13 protein-coding genes and 4 tRNA genes are annotated in these 15982 nt (G+C 53.4%); 3 read left to right on the forward strand and 14 right to left on the reverse strand.

Annotated features, from left to right (window positions below):
* Window position 1 precedes the first annotated feature (1 nt).
* From hflK to nnr, 8 genes are all read right to left on the reverse strand, one after another.
* Window positions 2–1273 carry an FtsH protease activity modulator HflK gene (hflK, locus tag RIN69_RS20040; RefSeq protein WP_313854072.1) on the reverse strand — a complete coding sequence of 424 codons (1272 nt, stop codon included), beginning with the start codon at window positions 1271–1273 and terminating at the stop codon, window positions 2–4.
* Between the two features lie 68 nt (window positions 1274–1341).
* On the reverse strand, window positions 1342–2622 hold the full coding sequence (gene hflX, locus RIN69_RS20045) for a ribosome rescue GTPase HflX (protein WP_313854073.1): 1281 nt from the start codon (window positions 2620–2622) through the stop codon (window positions 1342–1344).
* Between the two features lie 86 nt (window positions 2623–2708).
* Complete coding sequence (hfq, locus tag RIN69_RS20050; protein WP_052898830.1) at window positions 2709–3020, reverse strand: RNA chaperone Hfq; 312 nt, start codon at window positions 3018–3020, stop codon at window positions 2709–2711.
* Window positions 3021–3122: 102 nt separating this feature from the next.
* A complete protein-coding gene (gene miaA / locus RIN69_RS20055) occupies window positions 3123–4073 on the reverse strand; it encodes a tRNA (adenosine(37)-N6)-dimethylallyltransferase MiaA (RefSeq protein WP_313854074.1) in 951 nt (316 codons plus the stop codon).
* Complete coding sequence (mutL, locus tag RIN69_RS20060; RefSeq protein ID WP_313854076.1) at window positions 4066–5916, reverse strand: DNA mismatch repair endonuclease MutL; 1851 nt, start codon at window positions 5914–5916, stop codon at window positions 4066–4068. Before mutL ends, miaA begins: the two co-directional genes overlap by 8 nt.
* A 16-nt stretch (window positions 5917–5932) precedes the next feature.
* On the reverse strand, window positions 5933–7612 hold the full coding sequence (gene amiB, locus RIN69_RS20065; protein ID WP_390902447.1) for an N-acetylmuramoyl-L-alanine amidase AmiB: 1680 nt from the start codon (window positions 7610–7612) through the stop codon (window positions 5933–5935).
* Window positions 7609–8085: a tRNA (adenosine(37)-N6)-threonylcarbamoyltransferase complex ATPase subunit type 1 TsaE gene (gene tsaE, locus RIN69_RS20070; RefSeq protein ID WP_313854077.1), complete on the reverse strand. Its 477-nt coding sequence runs from the start codon at window positions 8083–8085 to the stop codon at window positions 7609–7611. Before tsaE ends, amiB begins: the two co-directional genes overlap by 4 nt.
* Complete coding sequence (nnr, locus tag RIN69_RS20075) at window positions 8082–9605, reverse strand: bifunctional ADP-dependent NAD(P)H-hydrate dehydratase/NAD(P)H-hydrate epimerase (RefSeq protein WP_313854079.1); 1524 nt, start codon at window positions 9603–9605, stop codon at window positions 8082–8084. The genes tsaE and nnr overlap by 4 nt, the downstream gene beginning before the upstream one ends.
* Here nnr and queG point away from each other — a divergent pair.
* Window positions 9604–10743, forward strand: a complete 1140-nt coding sequence (gene queG, locus RIN69_RS20080; protein ID WP_313854082.1) for a tRNA epoxyqueuosine(34) reductase QueG — start codon at window positions 9604–9606, stop codon at window positions 10741–10743. The two genes, nnr and queG, sit on opposite strands and share 2 nt — an antisense overlap.
* A 311-nt stretch (window positions 10744–11054) precedes the next feature.
* On the opposite strand, the gene RIN69_RS20085 is transcribed toward queG, so the two are convergent.
* The 6 genes from RIN69_RS20085 to orn form a co-directional block, all read right to left on the reverse strand.
* Window positions 11055–11130 (reverse strand) — tRNA-Gly (locus tag RIN69_RS20085).
* Between the two features lie 38 nt (window positions 11131–11168).
* A tRNA-Gly gene (locus tag RIN69_RS20090) sits at window positions 11169–11244 on the reverse strand.
* A gap of 40 nt (window positions 11245–11284) precedes the next feature.
* Window positions 11285–11360, reverse strand: a tRNA-Gly gene (locus RIN69_RS20095).
* A gap of 252 nt (window positions 11361–11612) precedes the next feature.
* A complete protein-coding gene (locus tag RIN69_RS20100; RefSeq protein WP_313854084.1) occupies window positions 11613–12665 on the reverse strand; it encodes an ABC transporter substrate-binding protein in 1053 nt (350 codons plus the stop codon).
* A gap of 353 nt (window positions 12666–13018) precedes the next feature.
* Window positions 13019–13094 (reverse strand) — tRNA-Gly (locus RIN69_RS20105).
* 170 nt (window positions 13095–13264) lie between these two features.
* A complete protein-coding gene (gene orn / locus RIN69_RS20110) occupies window positions 13265–13810 on the reverse strand; it encodes an oligoribonuclease (protein ID WP_313854086.1) in 546 nt (181 codons plus the stop codon).
* Between the two features lie 102 nt (window positions 13811–13912).
* Here orn and rsgA point away from each other — a divergent pair, with 102 nt between their 5' ends.
* Window positions 13913–14965, forward strand: coding sequence for a small ribosomal subunit biogenesis GTPase RsgA (gene rsgA / locus RIN69_RS20115; protein ID WP_313854088.1), 1053 nt, complete (start codon window positions 13913–13915; stop codon window positions 14963–14965).
* 109 nt (window positions 14966–15074) lie between these two features.
* Entirely contained in the window at window positions 15075–15974 is a 900-nt protein-coding gene (asd, locus tag RIN69_RS20120) for an archaetidylserine decarboxylase (protein ID WP_313854090.1), read from the forward strand.
* Window positions 15975–15982 lie beyond the last annotated feature (8 nt).

A 15982-nucleotide genomic window follows, 5' to 3' on the forward strand; every position in this document is an offset into this window, starting at 1 on the left:
ATTAGTCTCTCCCTACGCGCTGGTTATCGTTGCGCTGAGCATTCGCCCGGCGCTGATCCATGATGTTTTCTGGACTGAACGACGAACTGCTACTTGCGCGCTCGTTACTGTTGTTCGAGGCCGGCGGCAGGCGCAACAGGCTGTTACTGCTGCTGTCCTGGGTATTCACGCCCTGTGAACTGGACTGGCCGCCACGCATCAGTTGGTCGAGAGGTAACACCATCAGGTTATTACCTTTGTCGTTTACCAACACTTTACGGGTCTGACTCAGCACGCGTTCCATGGTTTCGATATACAGACGTTCACGGGTAATCTCAGGTGCCGCTTTATATTCCGGCAGCAGTTTCGCAAAGCGAGCCACTTCACCCTGAGCTTCCAGTACGGTACGGGCTTTATAAGCACGTGCCTCTTCGAGAATACGCTGCGCCTGACCGTTAGCACGTGGCTGAACTTCGTTGGCGTAGGCTTCTGCTTCACGAACATACTGTTCACGGTTTTCACGTGCCGCGATAGCATCATCAAATGCCGCTTTAACTTCTTCAGGTGGACGCGCCGCCTGGAAGTTGACGTCCAGCAGAGTGATACCCATATCGTACGGACGAATGGTCTCTTCCAGCTCACGCTGCGTCTCGCTACGCACGACGGTACGCCCTTCCGTCAGAATACGATCCATAGTGGAACGACCAATCACGCCACGCAGTGCGCTGTCGGTAGCCTGACGCAGGCTGTCGTCAGCGTTGACGACGGCAAACAGGTAACGCTCTGGATCGGTAACGCGATACTGAACGTTCATCTCAACGCGTACCACGTTCTCGTCTGAAGTCAGCATCACACCGGATGCCGCCAGCTCACGTACCGCTTCAACGTTAACCGCACGTACCTGATCGATAAAGGTCGGTTTCCAGTTCAGACCGGGCCCAACCAGGTGATCAAATTTGCCGAAGCGGGTAACAGCACCGCGCTCAGCTTCTTTGATGGTATAGAAACCACTTGCCGCCCAGACGACGACAGCCGCAACAACAACGATTCCGACCAGTCGACGCCCACCGCGTCCTGACGAGCGTTGACCGCCACTGTTGTCGTTATTGTTATTGTTATTTTTGCCACCGCCCAGTCCACCGAGCTTCTTACTCAGTTTACGGAAGATATCATCAAGATCAGGAGGCCCCTTATCGCGCCCTCCCTTATTTCCCCCAGAGTTGCCGCCTTGATTATTGCTGCTTCCCCACGGGTCGCGGTCCTGTCCGTTATTCCCGGGCTGATTCCACGCCATGTTTATACTCCATTAATTGTGTGTGCGGTGGTATCCCAGGCCGGGATACGCGTTTCAGGCAAAATCAGTCAAACAATGTAATCCACCAGTGCCGGTTCCTGCTTACAGAGCCGACGCCAGTCAATAATCGGCATGCGTATATGCAAACCTACGCTACCATCTTCTTCATTCCACTCTTTTTCTATCGCCTGTAGCTGGTAGAAACGGCTGCGTAACCGCCCCGCTTCTGGCGGCAGACGTAAATCAAACTGCGCGATCTCGCCAGCCAGACGTTCGGTCAGTGCCTGGAACAGTAACGGCACGCCGACGCCAGTTTGTGCCGATAACCAGACCCGAACCGGCATATTTTCGTCGTTGCGATCGATACGTGGCTCAAAATCCTCCAGCATATCAATTTTATTCATCACTAAGAGCTGAGGGATTTCGTCCGCTTCAATCTCTTCGAGTACCACATCGACAGCTTCAATATTCTCATCAACGCGCTGATCGGCGGCATCAATAATATGCAGCAGCAAAGATGCCTGACGCGTCTCCTGCAATGTCGCCTTAAACGCCGCCACCAAATCATGTGGCAGGTGGCGAATAAAGCCGACGGTATCCGCCAGTACCACTTCACCAACATCCGCCACATCCACGCGGCGTAGGGTCGGATCCAGTGTGGCAAATAGCTGATCGGCCGCGTAAACATCGGCCGCGGTGATACAGTTAAACAGCGTCGATTTACCGGCGTTGGTATAGCCTACCAATGACACGGTGGGTACATCCGCTTTAGCACGAGCTTGTCTGCCCTGATCGCGCTGCTTCTCTACGCGCGCCAGACGAGAAAGAATCAGAGTAATGCGATTACGCAGTAAGCGTCGGTCAGTTTCCAGCTGAGTTTCACCCGGACCGCGCAGACCAATGCCGCCTTTCTGGCGCTCAAGGTGCGTCCAGCCGCGAACCAGACGAGTAGCCAGATGACGAAGCTGGGCCAGCTCAACCTGCAATTTCCCTTCGTGGGTACGGGCGCGCTGGGCAAAAATATCAAGGATTAAACCGGTGCGATCAATCACGCGACACTCGCACAGACGCTCAAGATTTCGCTCCTGAGCCGGGGTTAAGGCGTGATCAAATAACACCACCGATGCACCGCTGGATTTTACCGCATCGGCAATTTCGACTGCCTTTCCTTCACCGACAAAATATTTGGGATGAGGTGCTTTACGGCTGCCTGTAACCACACGCAGCGCTTCGACACCTGCGGAAGAGACCAGAGTTTCAAACTCCATCAGGTCTTCCATATCTTTGTCTTGCGAGAAATAGATGTGAACCAGGACAGCCTGTTCACCGGCATCGTAACGGTCAAACAAGCGTAGGACCTCTCATTATCAATAGAACCGAGACGGGGACCTCAGTCAAAAATGAACTCCCCGTCCAGGCAGTACGGCAAACGCGCTTACTCAGCGTTCTCACCGTCTTGTTGTGGCTGCGAAGGTGCCGCCGTATTACTACCGCCGTGATGATAGTTGCTGCTTCCGCCACCCGCATTGTTACTGTGGTGGGAGACCGGACGGGACGGAACAACGGTAGAGATAGCGTGCTTATACACCATCTGGCTGACCGTGTTTTTTAACAAAATGACAAACTGATCGAAAGACTCAATCTGACCTTGCAGTTTGATACCATTCACCAAATAAATCGAAACCGGAACACGTTCGCGACGCAGTGCGTTCAAGAACGGATCTTGCAATGATTGCCCCTTAGCCATTCTATCTTTTCCTTATATGCTTGTTGTTTGTTACTTAAGAACCCTGCGGTCCTGAAATACTACGTAAAAATTTGCGCACGTTAACGCACCAATTGTACACAATCACCCATGCTTCGCACTAAGAACCTGTAATACCGTATCACGGGCCAATTCAGGCTGTTCGCTATCAAGCCAGTGAACATTCTGCCAGCCACGTAACCAGGTAATCTGACGCTTAGCCAACTGCCGGGTCGCGCAAATCCCCCGATAAACCATATCGTCATAGTCGATTTCACCCGCCAGATATGACCACATCTGGCGGTAGCCGACACAACGAATGGAAGGCATGTCCGTATGCAAATCTCCTCGTGCAAACAGTGCCCGAGCCTCCGCTTCAAAACCTGACGCTAACATCTGCTTAAAACGCACTTCGATACGTTGGTGCAACAACTCGCGATTCGCGGGGGCGATGGCGAACTGGCTCACCTCATAAGGTAATGCTTCGCCCGATATTTTTGTCAGCTCCGTTAAAGTTTTACCCGAAATAAAAAAAACTTCCAGTGCTCGCGAGAGTCTCTGGGGATCATTCGGATGAATACGACTACCAGCAACGGGATCAATTTCACATAATTGGCGGTGTAAGGCATCCCAACCCTGCTCACTCGCCATCTGCTCAATACGCTGGCGTACCTCCGGGTCAGCCGAGGGCAACGGCGACAACCCTTCAAGTAACGCCTTGTAATAGAGCATGGTACCACCAACAAGCAGCGGAATTCGGCCTTCACGGCTAATATCCGCCATTTCTGCTAATGCATCGCGTCGAAACTCCGCTGCCGACCAGGCTTGCGAAGGATCGAGAATATCCATCAGGCGATGAGGCGCCTGCGCTAACTCTTCCGCAGAGGGCTTGGCTGTGCCAATATCCATTCCGCGATAAATCAGTGCTGAGTCAACGCTGATCAACTCAACCGGCAGATGCTTACGTAGCTCAATGGCTAACGCGGTCTTACCGGAAGCCGTTGGCCCCATCAAAAAAATTGCCTTAGGCCGGCCAGCCATTGTTCTGTCACTCATGCTTCAGGGCGGTCAACGCCATATCAATATCGATCGGTTGCACTAATCCAGAAGGTGGCGATTTAATCAGTGCCGGACAGAGTCTTTCGACTTCCGCCAACAGCGCAATCGCCTGCGAGTGATTCCAGTGCGGATGCTCTGCCATTGCCTGGCGTGCCAGCCATTGTGCAACTGAGGCTGGCGAGGCATCCTGCTGCCGGGCGAGATAGCCTAACAGTTCTGGAATCAAGTTTTGTAAATTTTGTTGGCGCAATGGTAAAGGGACAGCGCGTAGCGTCACATGCTGTGCGTCCAGCTGCACATCAATGCCCATCCGGGTCAGTAACTCAGCAAAACGGCCAATCGCCTCACGCTCCGGCTTATCAACTTTTAATCTTACCGGGATTAACAGCGGCTGCGGTTTTAACCCTTCGTCAGCCGGATCGAGCTGCGCCTGTTTCAGCCAGCGTTCGGCCACCGGCAAGGCAATCAGCGCCAGGCTGCTGCCGCGTTCAACCAGCGCATAATGCTCGCGCATAACCGTCAGCACGCGGCCAAAACTTTGACTGTGCGCATGCAAGGGTTCTGCGGTTTTCTGTGCTGGCGTGACCTCAGGGGCCGCTTCACGCGCGCGTGGAGGTTCAGGCGTTTTCAGCAGTTGCTGATACGCTTTACCTTCGCGCGGCTGATAGCCTGGCTCCTGACGCTGCCAGTTACTGTTTCCGGCTCCGCCTGAAGCCGCTTTCGGCGCTGAAGAAGGCGCTGCGGGCGTAGCAAAGTGGTTAGCTCCGGCCGCCTGGCGATTTTCCGGCTGCCAGCGTTCGGCTGGGGCTTCCGGCGTCGCAAGTTCGGCTAAGGTTTCTGCGCCCGTTTCCTGCAGCGCACTCAGCACGCCCTGATAGATAAAATCATGTACCAGCCGCGACTGATGAAAACGCACTTCATGCTTGGCAGGATGCACATTCACATCTACCTGGTGCGGATCGATTTGCAGATAAAGCACGTAGGCAGGCTGATGGTTATCTCCCAGCTTGTCCTGATAGGCCTGGCGGATCGCATGGTTAATCAGACGATCGCGCATCATGCGGCCATTGACGTAGCAGTATTGCAGCTCAGTCACCTGGCGTGAACCGGCCGGATCGGCGACCCAACCATGCAAACTCAGATCGCCATGCTGCCACTCAATCGCCAGCGCATGAGTCATAAAGGCGCTGCCGCAAATCGCCGCCAGTCGGCGCTCCTGCTGGCTGCTTTCACTCACGCCGCGGTACTGCCGCACCAGTTTACCGTTGTGGGTTAATGCAATCGCCACATCAAAGCGCGCCAGCGCAATGCGGCGTATCACCTCATCAATATGGGTAAACTCAGTTTTTTCGGTGCGCATAAATTTGCGACGCGCTGGTGTGTTATAAAACAGATCGAGCACTTCCAGCGTGGTGCCTTGCGGATGCGCGGCAGGTTTGACGGTTACCGCCATATCACGCCCTTCAGCATAGGCTTGCCAGGCTTCACTTTGCGCTTCGGTGCGCGAGGTTAACGTCAGACGAGAAACCGAACTGATACTGGCCAGCGCTTCGCCGCGAAAACCGAGGCTGACAATCGCTTCCAGATCGTCAAGGGTGGTGATTTTACTGGTAGCATGACGCGCAAGGGCCATCGCCAGTTCATCTTTACTGATGCCACAGCCATTGTCACGAATGCGGATCAGCTTGGCGCCGCCTTTTTCGATATCAATATCAATACGCGTCGCGCCTGCATCCAGACTGTTCTCCACCAGCTCCTTGACCACCGACGCTGGTCGTTCAACCACTTCACCCGCCGCGATTTGGTTAGCCAGTTGGGGTGGTAACACCTGAATGGGCATGCTTTATCCTTGTATGTCAGGATGCGGGAATAGAAAGTGTTTGTCCCAACATCACATTGGTACTTTTCATATTGTTGGCCTGCATAATGGCTTTCGAACTGACGCCATAATGAACGGCAATCGCCGTCAGAGAATCACCCCGCACCACTTTATGCTTCTTCGGCTTACTGCTGACTTTAGTGGTAGTGGTGGCGCCAGCCGGAACTTTCAAGCGCTGCCCGACCCAGACGCCATCTTTTTTCAGATTGTTGAGCGAGCGCAAGGTGGCCATGCTGACACCATTATGTGCCGCGATGCCCGACAGCGTTTCACCGCGCTGCACGACGTGGCGCTTTGTCGCGCCAGTGTAGTGCGTTGCCGTCGATGAACTGTTAGCTCTTACGTTAACCGCCGCTGCTGACTCCAGCGGACGGTTTTCCTGCTTTGGGCCGGATTGTAGCGGATGCGTCAGGAAGTAGTTGCGCAGTCCTTTGTAAATCGACTGGGCAATCTTCTCCTGGTACGCGCTACTGCCTAGCAGTCGCTCCTCCGCAGGGTTACTGATAAAACCGGTTTCCACCAACAGTGACGGAATATCCGGCGAACGCAATACGCCAAGGCTGGCATGTTCCGGGCGGCGCTTATGCAGCGAACCCACACGCTGCAGCTCAGCGAGAACTTTCTCCGCCACGTCATAGCCGACGCGCTGCGAGTGACCAAACTGTAAATCCAGTACCGCTTGACTCAGATAGGGATCGGCCTGACTGTTTGCCAGCAAATCACCTGCACCGCCCAGCAGTTCCGACTGTTTCTCGTGCTGCTCCAGCCAGTTAGCCATTTCACTGTTGGCGCGACGGTTAGAGAGCACCCAGACCGAGGCACCTGATGCGCTACGATTTGGCGCCGCATCGGCGTGGATAGAGATCAGCACATTGGCATTTTGCTTACGCGCCACGTCAGATCGCCCCATTACCGAAATAAAATAGTCACCATCGCGGGTCAGCACGCCTTTAAACATCGGGTCGGCATTAAGCAATGCTTTTAGCTTGCGCGCGATGGCAATGGTCACGTTCTTCTCTTTCAGGCCATCACGACCAATCGCCCCGGGATCCTGACCGCCGTGTCCGGCATCGATAGCCACCACGATAGTATCATTGGCGCTGGAGCTGGTGCGTCCCGGTGCCACGCGCGTATTGCCGCTGGTCACCGCCGTCACTTTGTTACCGTCGAACGGATTACGCTCCGGTTTGGCTGGCGCAGTTTTGGTTACCGGATTGCTGCGCGTGGCGCTGCTCACTGCTGCCGGACGCGGACTGCTGCTAGCGGTTTGCGTGCCGGTAATAGTGAACACCACGTCATAATTATTGCCGTTGCGTTTGGTTACCGCGCGGGTACGCCCGGCCTGCGTCAGTTCAAATACCAGCCGGATGCTCTGGCTGTCTTTTGGCTGGCTGGAACGAATGCGTTTGACGATGTTGTCACCGCTAAACGTCAGCGGCAACCCCTGAATCACACCACTCTGGCGAATATCCAGCACCACCCGCTCTGGGCCATGCAGCGGAAAAAAACCGTACACCGGCTGACCGTTAAAGCTCAGAGTAATGGTGGCTTTACTGTTGCCATTGGAGACTTTTATATCGGAAAGATTCGCCGCCAGTGAGGAGAATGAAGCCAGACAGCATGCCAACATCAACGCTAATCTAACGCGAAACATCATGGGCAATCCTTGTTCGCGGTGAACTGCTGCAACATACGTTCTCCTGCAGTAGAAAGTGCGGTGATTTCAGCCAGACGCCCCTGCGCCTGATAGTGCAAATGCAGGGCTAAATCGGGTGGCGGCAATACGCCTTCGCCCTGCTGCGGCCACTCCACCAGACAAAGGGTATCGTCAGCAAAATAGTCACGAATCCCCATAAACTCCAGCTCTTCAGGATCGGCCAGGCGATAGAGATCAAAATGATAAACCGTGCGTCCGGGCAGCGTATAGGGTTCAACCAGCGTATAAGTCGGGCTTTTCACATTGCCCTGGTGGCCCAGCGCCTGTAAAAATCCGCGACTAAAGGTGGTTTTGCCTGCGCCTAAATCGCCATAAAGATGGATGACCGCCGCGCTGTCGCAAGCGCGGGCCACACTGGCACCCAGTTCTAGGGTTGCTGCCTCATCGGGCAATGCGATAACACTGGTATTCATGCTTTAGTATTCGAAATCTCTGGATTGACAAACAGATACAGCTCGGAAAACAGATCGGTTGCTAACATACCGCGTGTACCATAGCGTGCCGCCAGGGAGTCTGCGGCCGCGCCATGCACCACACAGCCGGCACAGGCAGCATCATACAATGAGAGTTTTTGCCCTGTCAGTCCGCCGATAATACCGGAAAGCACATCGCCCATACCGCCCGAGGCCATGCCAGCATTACCGACATCGGCAAACGCCAGTTCGCCCTGCTGACTGGCGATAACAGTTCCTGCGCCTTTCAGTACTACCACACCGCCATAGCGTTTTACCAGGCGCTGCGCCGCATGTAAGCGGTCACTCTCAATTTCAGCCGTTTTAACATTCAGCAACCGTGCTGCTTCACCAGGATGCGGCGTAATAATTCGATTCTGACGTTTCTCAGGGCTGATTGCCAGCAGGTTAAGCGCATCTGCGTCCCAAAGCATCGGTTTCTGACTGTTTTCAACCTTTTTCAGCGCCTTCTTACCCCAGTCTCCCTGGCCGAGGCCGGGGCCAATGACAATCACATCGGCCCATTCCAGCCCGTCATCCAGTGCTTCTGCGGTTAATTCCTGCACCATCAGCTCCGGACGGGCGGTCAGCAGTGAGGCAATATTCTGTTTGTGAGTAAGTACTCGCACTAATCCTGCACCACTGCGCAGTGCCGCTTCGCTGGTCATGCGAATCGCGCCGGCGGTGCCGTGATCGCCACCAATAATCAATAAACGCCCGTGATCGCCTTTATGGGACGTTGCCCGGCGCGGTCGCAGCCACTGCGCTAAATCACTGGCATCATAACGCGTCATCGGCGCTTGCTGGCCCGCAAGCCAGCACTCCAGACCCAGCGCGTGATAGCTCAGTTTGCCAACGTAATCGCGGGCTTTCCCGGTCAGTAATCCTGGTTTCAGTGCGATAAACGTCAGAGTTCCGGCCGCCTCGATCGCCTCACCAGCAGCAGCACCGTTAGTCGCCTGTAGGCCGGAAGGAATATCGACGGCAAATTTCGGCGCAGGGTGCTGATTAGCTTTGGCGATTAATTCATCATACGGTGCTTTTGGTGGACGATTTAATCCGGTACCCAGCAAAGCATCCACGATTACTTCGACTTTTTCCGGCCAGGGCGCATCGGCAGCATGGATCAAACCGCCCGCCGCCAGCCAGCTATCGCGCGCAGCCTGCGCTTCATCCGGCAGCGGCTTACTGCCTTCACAAGCCAGCAGCGTTACCTCAATTCCGGCCGCCTGCGCCAGTCGTGCCACAACATAACCGTCACCACCGTTGTTACCGTGTCCGCATAAAATTAACCAGTGATGCGCATCCGGCCAGCGCCGGATGATATGTTCATATACGGCTCCACCCGCGCGCTGCATCAGTTCAAACAGCGTAATTCCGAGGGTGTCTGCGGCTGAGGTTTCCAGATGGCTCATCGCCTCTGCAGGCCATACAGAGTGTGGTAAACTGGCGGTGTTTTCTCTTTCTCTATGGTCAGTCATGTCGCACCCTCTCGATCTTCATCAGCTTGCCCAGGATATTAAACAGTGGGGACTGTCGCTCGGTTTTCAGCAGGTCGGTATTTGCGATACCGACTTAACGCCGGAAGAACCGCGGCTGCAGGCATGGCTGGACAAACAGTATCATGGCGAAATGGACTGGATGGCGCGTCATGGCATGATGCGCGCCCGCCCGCATGAATTGTTGCCCGGTACGCTGCGCGTAATCAGCGTACGGATGAACTATCTTCCTGCCAAAGCAGCTTTTGCCAGCACGCTGAAAAATCCCCGCCTTGGTTATGTTAGTCGTTATGCGCTGGGACGTGATTACCACAAAGTATTACGCAATCGCTTGAAAAAGCTTGGCGATATGATCCGCGAGCGCTGTGGCGACAGTCAGTACCGCCCCTTTGTCGACTCAGCCCCGTTGCTTGAGCGCCCGCTGGCGGTCAAAGCCGGGCTGGGCTGGACCGGTAAACACTCTTTGATTCTGAATCGCGAAGCAGGTTCATGGTTTTTCCTCGGTGAATTGTTAATTGATATTCCATTACCGGTGGATCAACCGCAGGAAGAGAACTGCGGGCGCTGCGTGGCCTGTATCACCACCTGCCCAACCGGTGCCATTGTTGAACCCTACGTGGTTGATGCCCGCCGCTGCATTTCCTATCTCACTATTGAGCTGGAGGGAGTGATTCCGGAGGAATTTCGCCCACTGATTGGTAACCGGATTTACGGTTGCGACGACTGCCAGCTAATTTGTCCATGGAACCGTTACGGCCAACTTACCGACGAAGATGATTTTAGTCCACGGGCGGTGTTGCACGCTCCGCCGCTGAGTGAACTTTTTGCCTGGGATGAGGCAAAGTTTTTACGCATTACGGAAGGCTCGGCAATTCGCCGCATTGGTCATCTGCGCTGGTTGCGCAATATTGCGGTGGCAATGGGCAATGCGCCCTGGGATACAGAGATCGTGGCGGCGCTGGGCGCGCGAGTGGGCGAAAATGCAATGTTGGATGAACATATCCACTGGGCATTGGCGCAACAGCAGATTAAACGCAGCGAACAGGTGATTGAGGTTCAACGACCGCAGCAAAAACGCCTGGTGCGGGCTATCGAGAAGGGATTACCACGTGATGCATAAGCGTACGATTGAATGGCGGGCGACTCACTTCAGGTTTTCCACACGCTGTGAATAAAAATAAAAAAGCGTTGTCATTCAACTGTCACAGCCGCAAAACGCGATTGGAACGAAAAACCATAAAGTTATTTTTTACTTTTAAATCATATTGTTATATTTCACATGGAATTATCGACTGCAAAAATACCTGAGCAGCAGCAACAACTAACCTGTGGATAACTCTGTTTAAAAGATTTTGACTATTGGGGAATGCAGCAAAGAGCAGTCGACTTATCGCTGTGGATAATTCATCTGAAAAAGGAAGTTTAAAAATTTGGAGCGGGAAACGAGACTCGAACTCGCGACCCCGACCTTGGCAAGGTCGTGCTCTACCAACTGAGCTATTCCCGCATAAGAACTGGTGTGCTGTAAACAGCAAAATCAAATTTTGGAGCGGGAAACGAGACTCGAACTCGCGACCCCGACCTTGGCAAGGTCGTGCTCTACCAACTGAGCTATTCCCGCTTTGGAACTGGTGTACTGCAATACTGCAAAATCAAATTTTTGGAGCGGGAAACGAGACTCGAACTCGCGACCCCGACCTTGGCAAGGTCGTGCTCTACCAACTGAGCTATTCCCGCTTTGGAACCGGTGCGCTTTATCAGCGACAACTTACTCTATTTTCTAACCGTAAATGGCCTTTAAATCGCTAACCTACTGATTAAAAGAACTTTTACGCATCCCCTTGTCAGGGAAGGTCGCCATTATGGACCTGTTCGAAAATGATGGCAAGCCCTTTGTTCACAAAGACGGTTTGAATGCCTGGAAGTTCGTCACCCGGAAAACTATGCTGCCGTACGTTATTGATGCCGCACAGCAGCATAATCAAACTGTTACATGTTTGCTTGTTGATAGAACGACAGATCGAGATACGGTTCAGGATCGCTTAACGTCCTGGCAGGAATACCATATTTGGAACGAAGTGCCAGAACCAGCTTCATCCCCTCGGGATGGAGAGCGGAATCGCGAAAGAATCCGGTTTCTGGCGTCAGCATAATATCCAACGTACCTTTCGCCAGTGCAGGCGTCATTGAGGCCCCTGCGTTAGCCACCAGAATAGCCTCTGCCACCTGACGATTTTGCGGATTATACAGCCAGTCAATGGCTTTCCTGTAGGCGCGGATAAAACCCACGACAGACTGACGATTCTGTTGCGCCCAACTCCGGCTAACCGCAGCGGTCATTCCCTGATACGGCCCCAATTCATCTGATACCCTGGCCAGCGTGCGTAATCCAGCGGCCTGCCCCAGCAGGTCGAATGGCGTCATCTGGATGGTGGCTGCGTGACTTTTATCTGTCAGCATATCGCGATAGCGACTGGCAACCCCACCCGCACGTTCGAATTTGACAGAACTCTCCTCAACGCCATTTCGCGCCAGCATCTCCCGCATCACGAAGGCAAAACCGGTGGTCATGGCATCAACAGTAATCGTCCGCCCCTTTAACGCTGCGATACTTTCAACATCAGGCTGCGCCGATATTGAAAGAAATCCGTTGTCGGAAGCCAAAACTGACACCACGTCGATCTTCTGTCCCGGCGGAATCCACGCTTCCCCCTGCCCCTCACGATAAGCGATAACATTGTCAAACGTCGTCATGGCAACATCGTAGTTCCCGGCGATTAAATTCGACATCTGATAGGTAGAGCCGGGAGTGAAATCCAGACTCACTTTCAACCCCTCATCAGCAAAAAAGCCCTGTCGCTCGGCTACCCATATGGGCAAGTTGAAACCACCGGCAAATCCAATCACCCGAATATCTTTGGCGGTATCGGTCGGCGGCCTTAGCTCCGGGAACACCCGTTCGCTTTGCGCTACAGCACTATGCGTCATTGAGAAAAAGGCAGTTGCCGTCAGTATCATTTTGAGTATTGCGGTCCATTTCATCTATAGATTTCCTATCCAGACTCGGTTGAAGACGCAGCGGTATCCGATATATCAGCGATCCTGCTGAGACGGTTCACATCGACTATTAACAACGGTCAGTTAACAGCAATAAATTAGATGAGACGCCAGTTAAAAAGTTCAGGGCTGAGTTATTCGAAGGGACATTGAAGGACGGCGAATGTTTATGTTTCCGGGCGAGGCTCATCGGACAACCAGAAAGAAGTCGCGTAATAATCTGAAGAGGGAGTGTTATTCACTGCATCAGTGAAAAATATTCGCTGGCAGCAATCTGCAACTGGAAAAAATTAAGGCTTGTGTCAGGAAGTGTATAACTGGGAGGTTTGAAAAAAATTTGGAGCGGGAAACGAGACTCGAACTCGCGACCCCGACCTTGGCAAGGTCGTGCTCTACCAACTGAGCTATTCCCGCTCTGCGTACCAATAAAATTCTTCACCGGTACGGGGTGCGCATTATACGAAAAATTACCTCCCCTGCAACTCCCGGAAAGTAATTATTTTCGCTTTCGCAGCAATTGCTGTTTTATTAGCCCATCGCTGTACAAATTATTAGCGCGGGCGGCAAAACGCCGCCCGTGAGGTTCAGGGCTGAATAAAATGTTCGCGGTAATAAGCCAGTTCAGCGACTGATTCACGAATATCATCCAATGCCTGATGCGTACCCTGCTTTTTAAAACCTGGCAGAATTTCTGGTTTCCAGCGGCGAGCCAGCTCTTTTAAGGTGCTGACATCAAGATAACGATAGTGGAAATAGGCTTCCAGCTCCGGCATATATTTAAACAGGAAACGACGATCCTGACCGACGCTGTTGCCACAAATCGGTGACTTATTTGCCGGTGCCCACTGTTGCAGAAACTCGATGGTCGCCCGCTCAGCAGCGCGATCGTCAAACTGGCTGGCTTTAACCCGCTCGACCAGCCCGCTGCCGGTATGGGTGCGCACATTCCAGTCATCCATTAACGCCAGCTGTTCGTCGCTCTGATGAACTGCAATCACCGGGCCTTCCGCCAGGATATTCAGATTGGCATCCGTCACCAGCGTCGCAATCTCAATAATGCGATCGCGCTCGGGATCGAGGCCGGTCATTTCAAGGTCGATCCAAATCAGGTTATTTTCATTTCCGCTCATGTTTAATCCCGCAGTTGCCAAAGTCGTCATTACAACGAATAAGGGTGTATCATAGACGTTTTGCCCGGTATGGGCGAACCGCCGTCAGTTCTGTGAGGTAGAGTGAGCAAAAATAAACTGTCCAAAGGTCAACAACGTCGCGTCAGCGCCAACCACGATCGCCGCCTGAAACAGCGTGAAGGCAAACCTGAGCCTGACGACAGCCTGTTTGGTGAAGCGCGCGATGGTATTGTGATCAGTCGTTTTGGCATGCACGCCGACGTCGAGGATGCTGATGGAACGGTGCATCGCTGCAACATTCGTCGCACTATTCGCTCGCTGGTCACCGGCGATCGCGTTGTCTGGCGTCCGGGTCAGGAAGGCGGCGCAACGGTAAAAGGCATTGTTGAAGCGGTGCATGAACGCACCTCGGTACTGACACGTCCGGATTTCTATGACGGCGTTAAACCGATTGCCGCTAATATCAATCAAATCGTCATCGTCTCGGCGATTTTGCCCGAGCTTTCACTGAATATCATCGACCGCTACCTGGTTGCCAGCGAAACGCTGGATGTCGAACCACTGCTGGTGCTGAATAAAACCGATCTGCTGGATGACAAAGGCCGTGCCTTTGTGGATGAGCAGATGGATATTTATCGCCATATTGGCTACCGCGTATTGATGGTTTCCAGCCATGAAAAACAGGGCCTGAAAGAGCTGGAAGAGGCACTGACTGGCCGCATCAGCATCTTTGCCGGACAGTCCGGCGTCGGTAAATCCAGCCTGCTGAACGCTCTGCTCGGCCTCGATCTGGGTCGCGATGAGATTCTGACTAACGACGTTTCTGATGTTTCCGGCCTCGGTCAGCACACCACTACCGCCGCCCGTCTTTATCACTTCCCTCACGGCGGGGATGTGATTGACTCACCTGGGGTACGTGAATTTGGTCTCTGGCACCTCGAACCGGAACAAATCACCCGTGGATTTGTCGAATTCCGTGAGTTTCTTGGTGATTGTAAATTCCGCGACTGCAAACACGATACCGATCCAGGCTGCGCCATTCGCGAAGCGGTGGATAACGGCACCATCAATGAGTCGCGCTTCTTTAACTACCACCGCATTCTCGAAAGCATGTCACAGGTAAAGACACGTAAAAACTTCGCCAGTGATGACTAATCTGTACACCAACAGGCAATGATGTCTGGTACATAGCCTAAAGAAACGGGCGCTGCTACAATTCGCCCCCTTTTTCTCTCAACGTCGTGTATTAAGCCAGGAGGCTAACGTGTTGGATCGTATTAAACTCGGCCTGAATTATTTGCTGCCAAAGAAGTGGTTAACTGAATTAGCCGGATGGGGCGCCAGCAAGCGCGCAGGATGGCTGACCAAAGCAGTTATCGACAGCTTTGTCTGGTTCTATAAGGTCGATATGTCCGAAGCTCAGAAAGCGGATACTGCGACCTATCGCACCTTCAATGACTTTTTTGTCCGCCCACTGCGTGACGACGTGCGCCCAATTGATACCGACCCGAATCTGCTGGTGCTGCCTGCCGATGGCGCAATCAGCCAGCTCGGTCATATTGATGGCGACAATATTTTCCAGGCCAAAGGGCATAACTACTCGCTGGAAGCGCTGCTGGCCGGTAACTATCAAATGGCCGACCAGTTCCGTGACGGCGAGTTTGTGACCACTTACCTTGCGCCTCGTGATTATCACCGCGTACATATGCCGTGTAACGGTATCCTGCGCGAAATGATCTATGTACCCGGCGACCTGTTCTCGGTTAACCCGCTGACCGCGCAAAACGTACCGAATCTGTTCGCGCGTAATGAACGCGTCATCTGTTACTTCGATACTGAATTTGGCCCAATGGTGCAAATTCTGGTCGGTGCGACCATTGTCGGCAGCATCGAAACCGCCTGGTCAGGCACGGTAACGCCGCCGCGTACCGGCGTAATTAAACGCTGGACCTGGCCGGGTGCTGAAGAAGAAGGTTCCGTGGTATTGCTGAAGGGCCAGGAAATGGGCCGCTTTAAACTTGGCTCAACGGTAATCAACCTGTTTGCGCCAGGCAAAGTAAAACTGGCAGAAAGCCTGACGCCGGAAACCAAAACCCGTCTCGGTCAACCGCTGGCAATTGCCTTGCAGAAAACCGATGCCGAAACCGTGTTACATCACCAATAGCAGAACCT

This window comes from Winslowiella toletana (assembly GCF_032164335.1).
Classification (GTDB): domain Bacteria; phylum Pseudomonadota; class Gammaproteobacteria; order Enterobacterales; family Enterobacteriaceae; genus Erwinia; species Erwinia toletana_A.

Excerpts from the sequence above, each read along its gene's own strand:
- hflK (WP_313854072.1), bottom strand. The coding sequence starts at position 1,273 with ATGGCGTGGAATCAGCCCGGGAATAACGGACAGGACCGCGACCCGTGG.
- hfq (WP_052898830.1), bottom strand. The coding sequence starts at position 3,020 with ATGGCTAAGGGGCAATCATTGCAAGATCCGTTCTTGAACGCACTGCGT.
- miaA (WP_313854074.1), bottom strand. The coding sequence starts at position 4,073 with ATGAGTGACAGAACAATGGCTGGCCGGCCTAAGGCAATTTTTTTGATG.
- mutL (WP_313854076.1), bottom strand. The coding sequence starts at position 5,916 with ATGCCCATTCAGGTGTTACCACCCCAACTGGCTAACCAAATCGCGGCG.
- amiB (WP_390902447.1), bottom strand. The coding sequence starts at position 7,612 with ATGATGTTTCGCGTTAGATTAGCGTTGATGTTGGCATGCTGTCTGGCT.
- tsaE (WP_313854077.1), bottom strand. The coding sequence starts at position 8,085 with ATGAATACCAGTGTTATCGCATTGCCCGATGAGGCAGCAACCCTAGAA.
- queG (WP_313854082.1), top strand. The coding sequence starts at position 9,604 with ATGTCGCACCCTCTCGATCTTCATCAGCTTGCCCAGGATATTAAACAG.
- nnr (WP_313854079.1), bottom strand. The coding sequence starts at position 9,605 with ATGACTGACCATAGAGAAAGAGAAAACACCGCCAGTTTACCACACTCT.
- RIN69_RS20100 (WP_313854084.1), bottom strand. The coding sequence starts at position 12,665 with ATGAAATGGACCGCAATACTCAAAATGATACTGACGGCAACTGCCTTT.
- orn (WP_313854086.1), bottom strand. The coding sequence starts at position 13,810 with ATGAGCGGAAATGAAAATAACCTGATTTGGATCGACCTTGAAATGACC.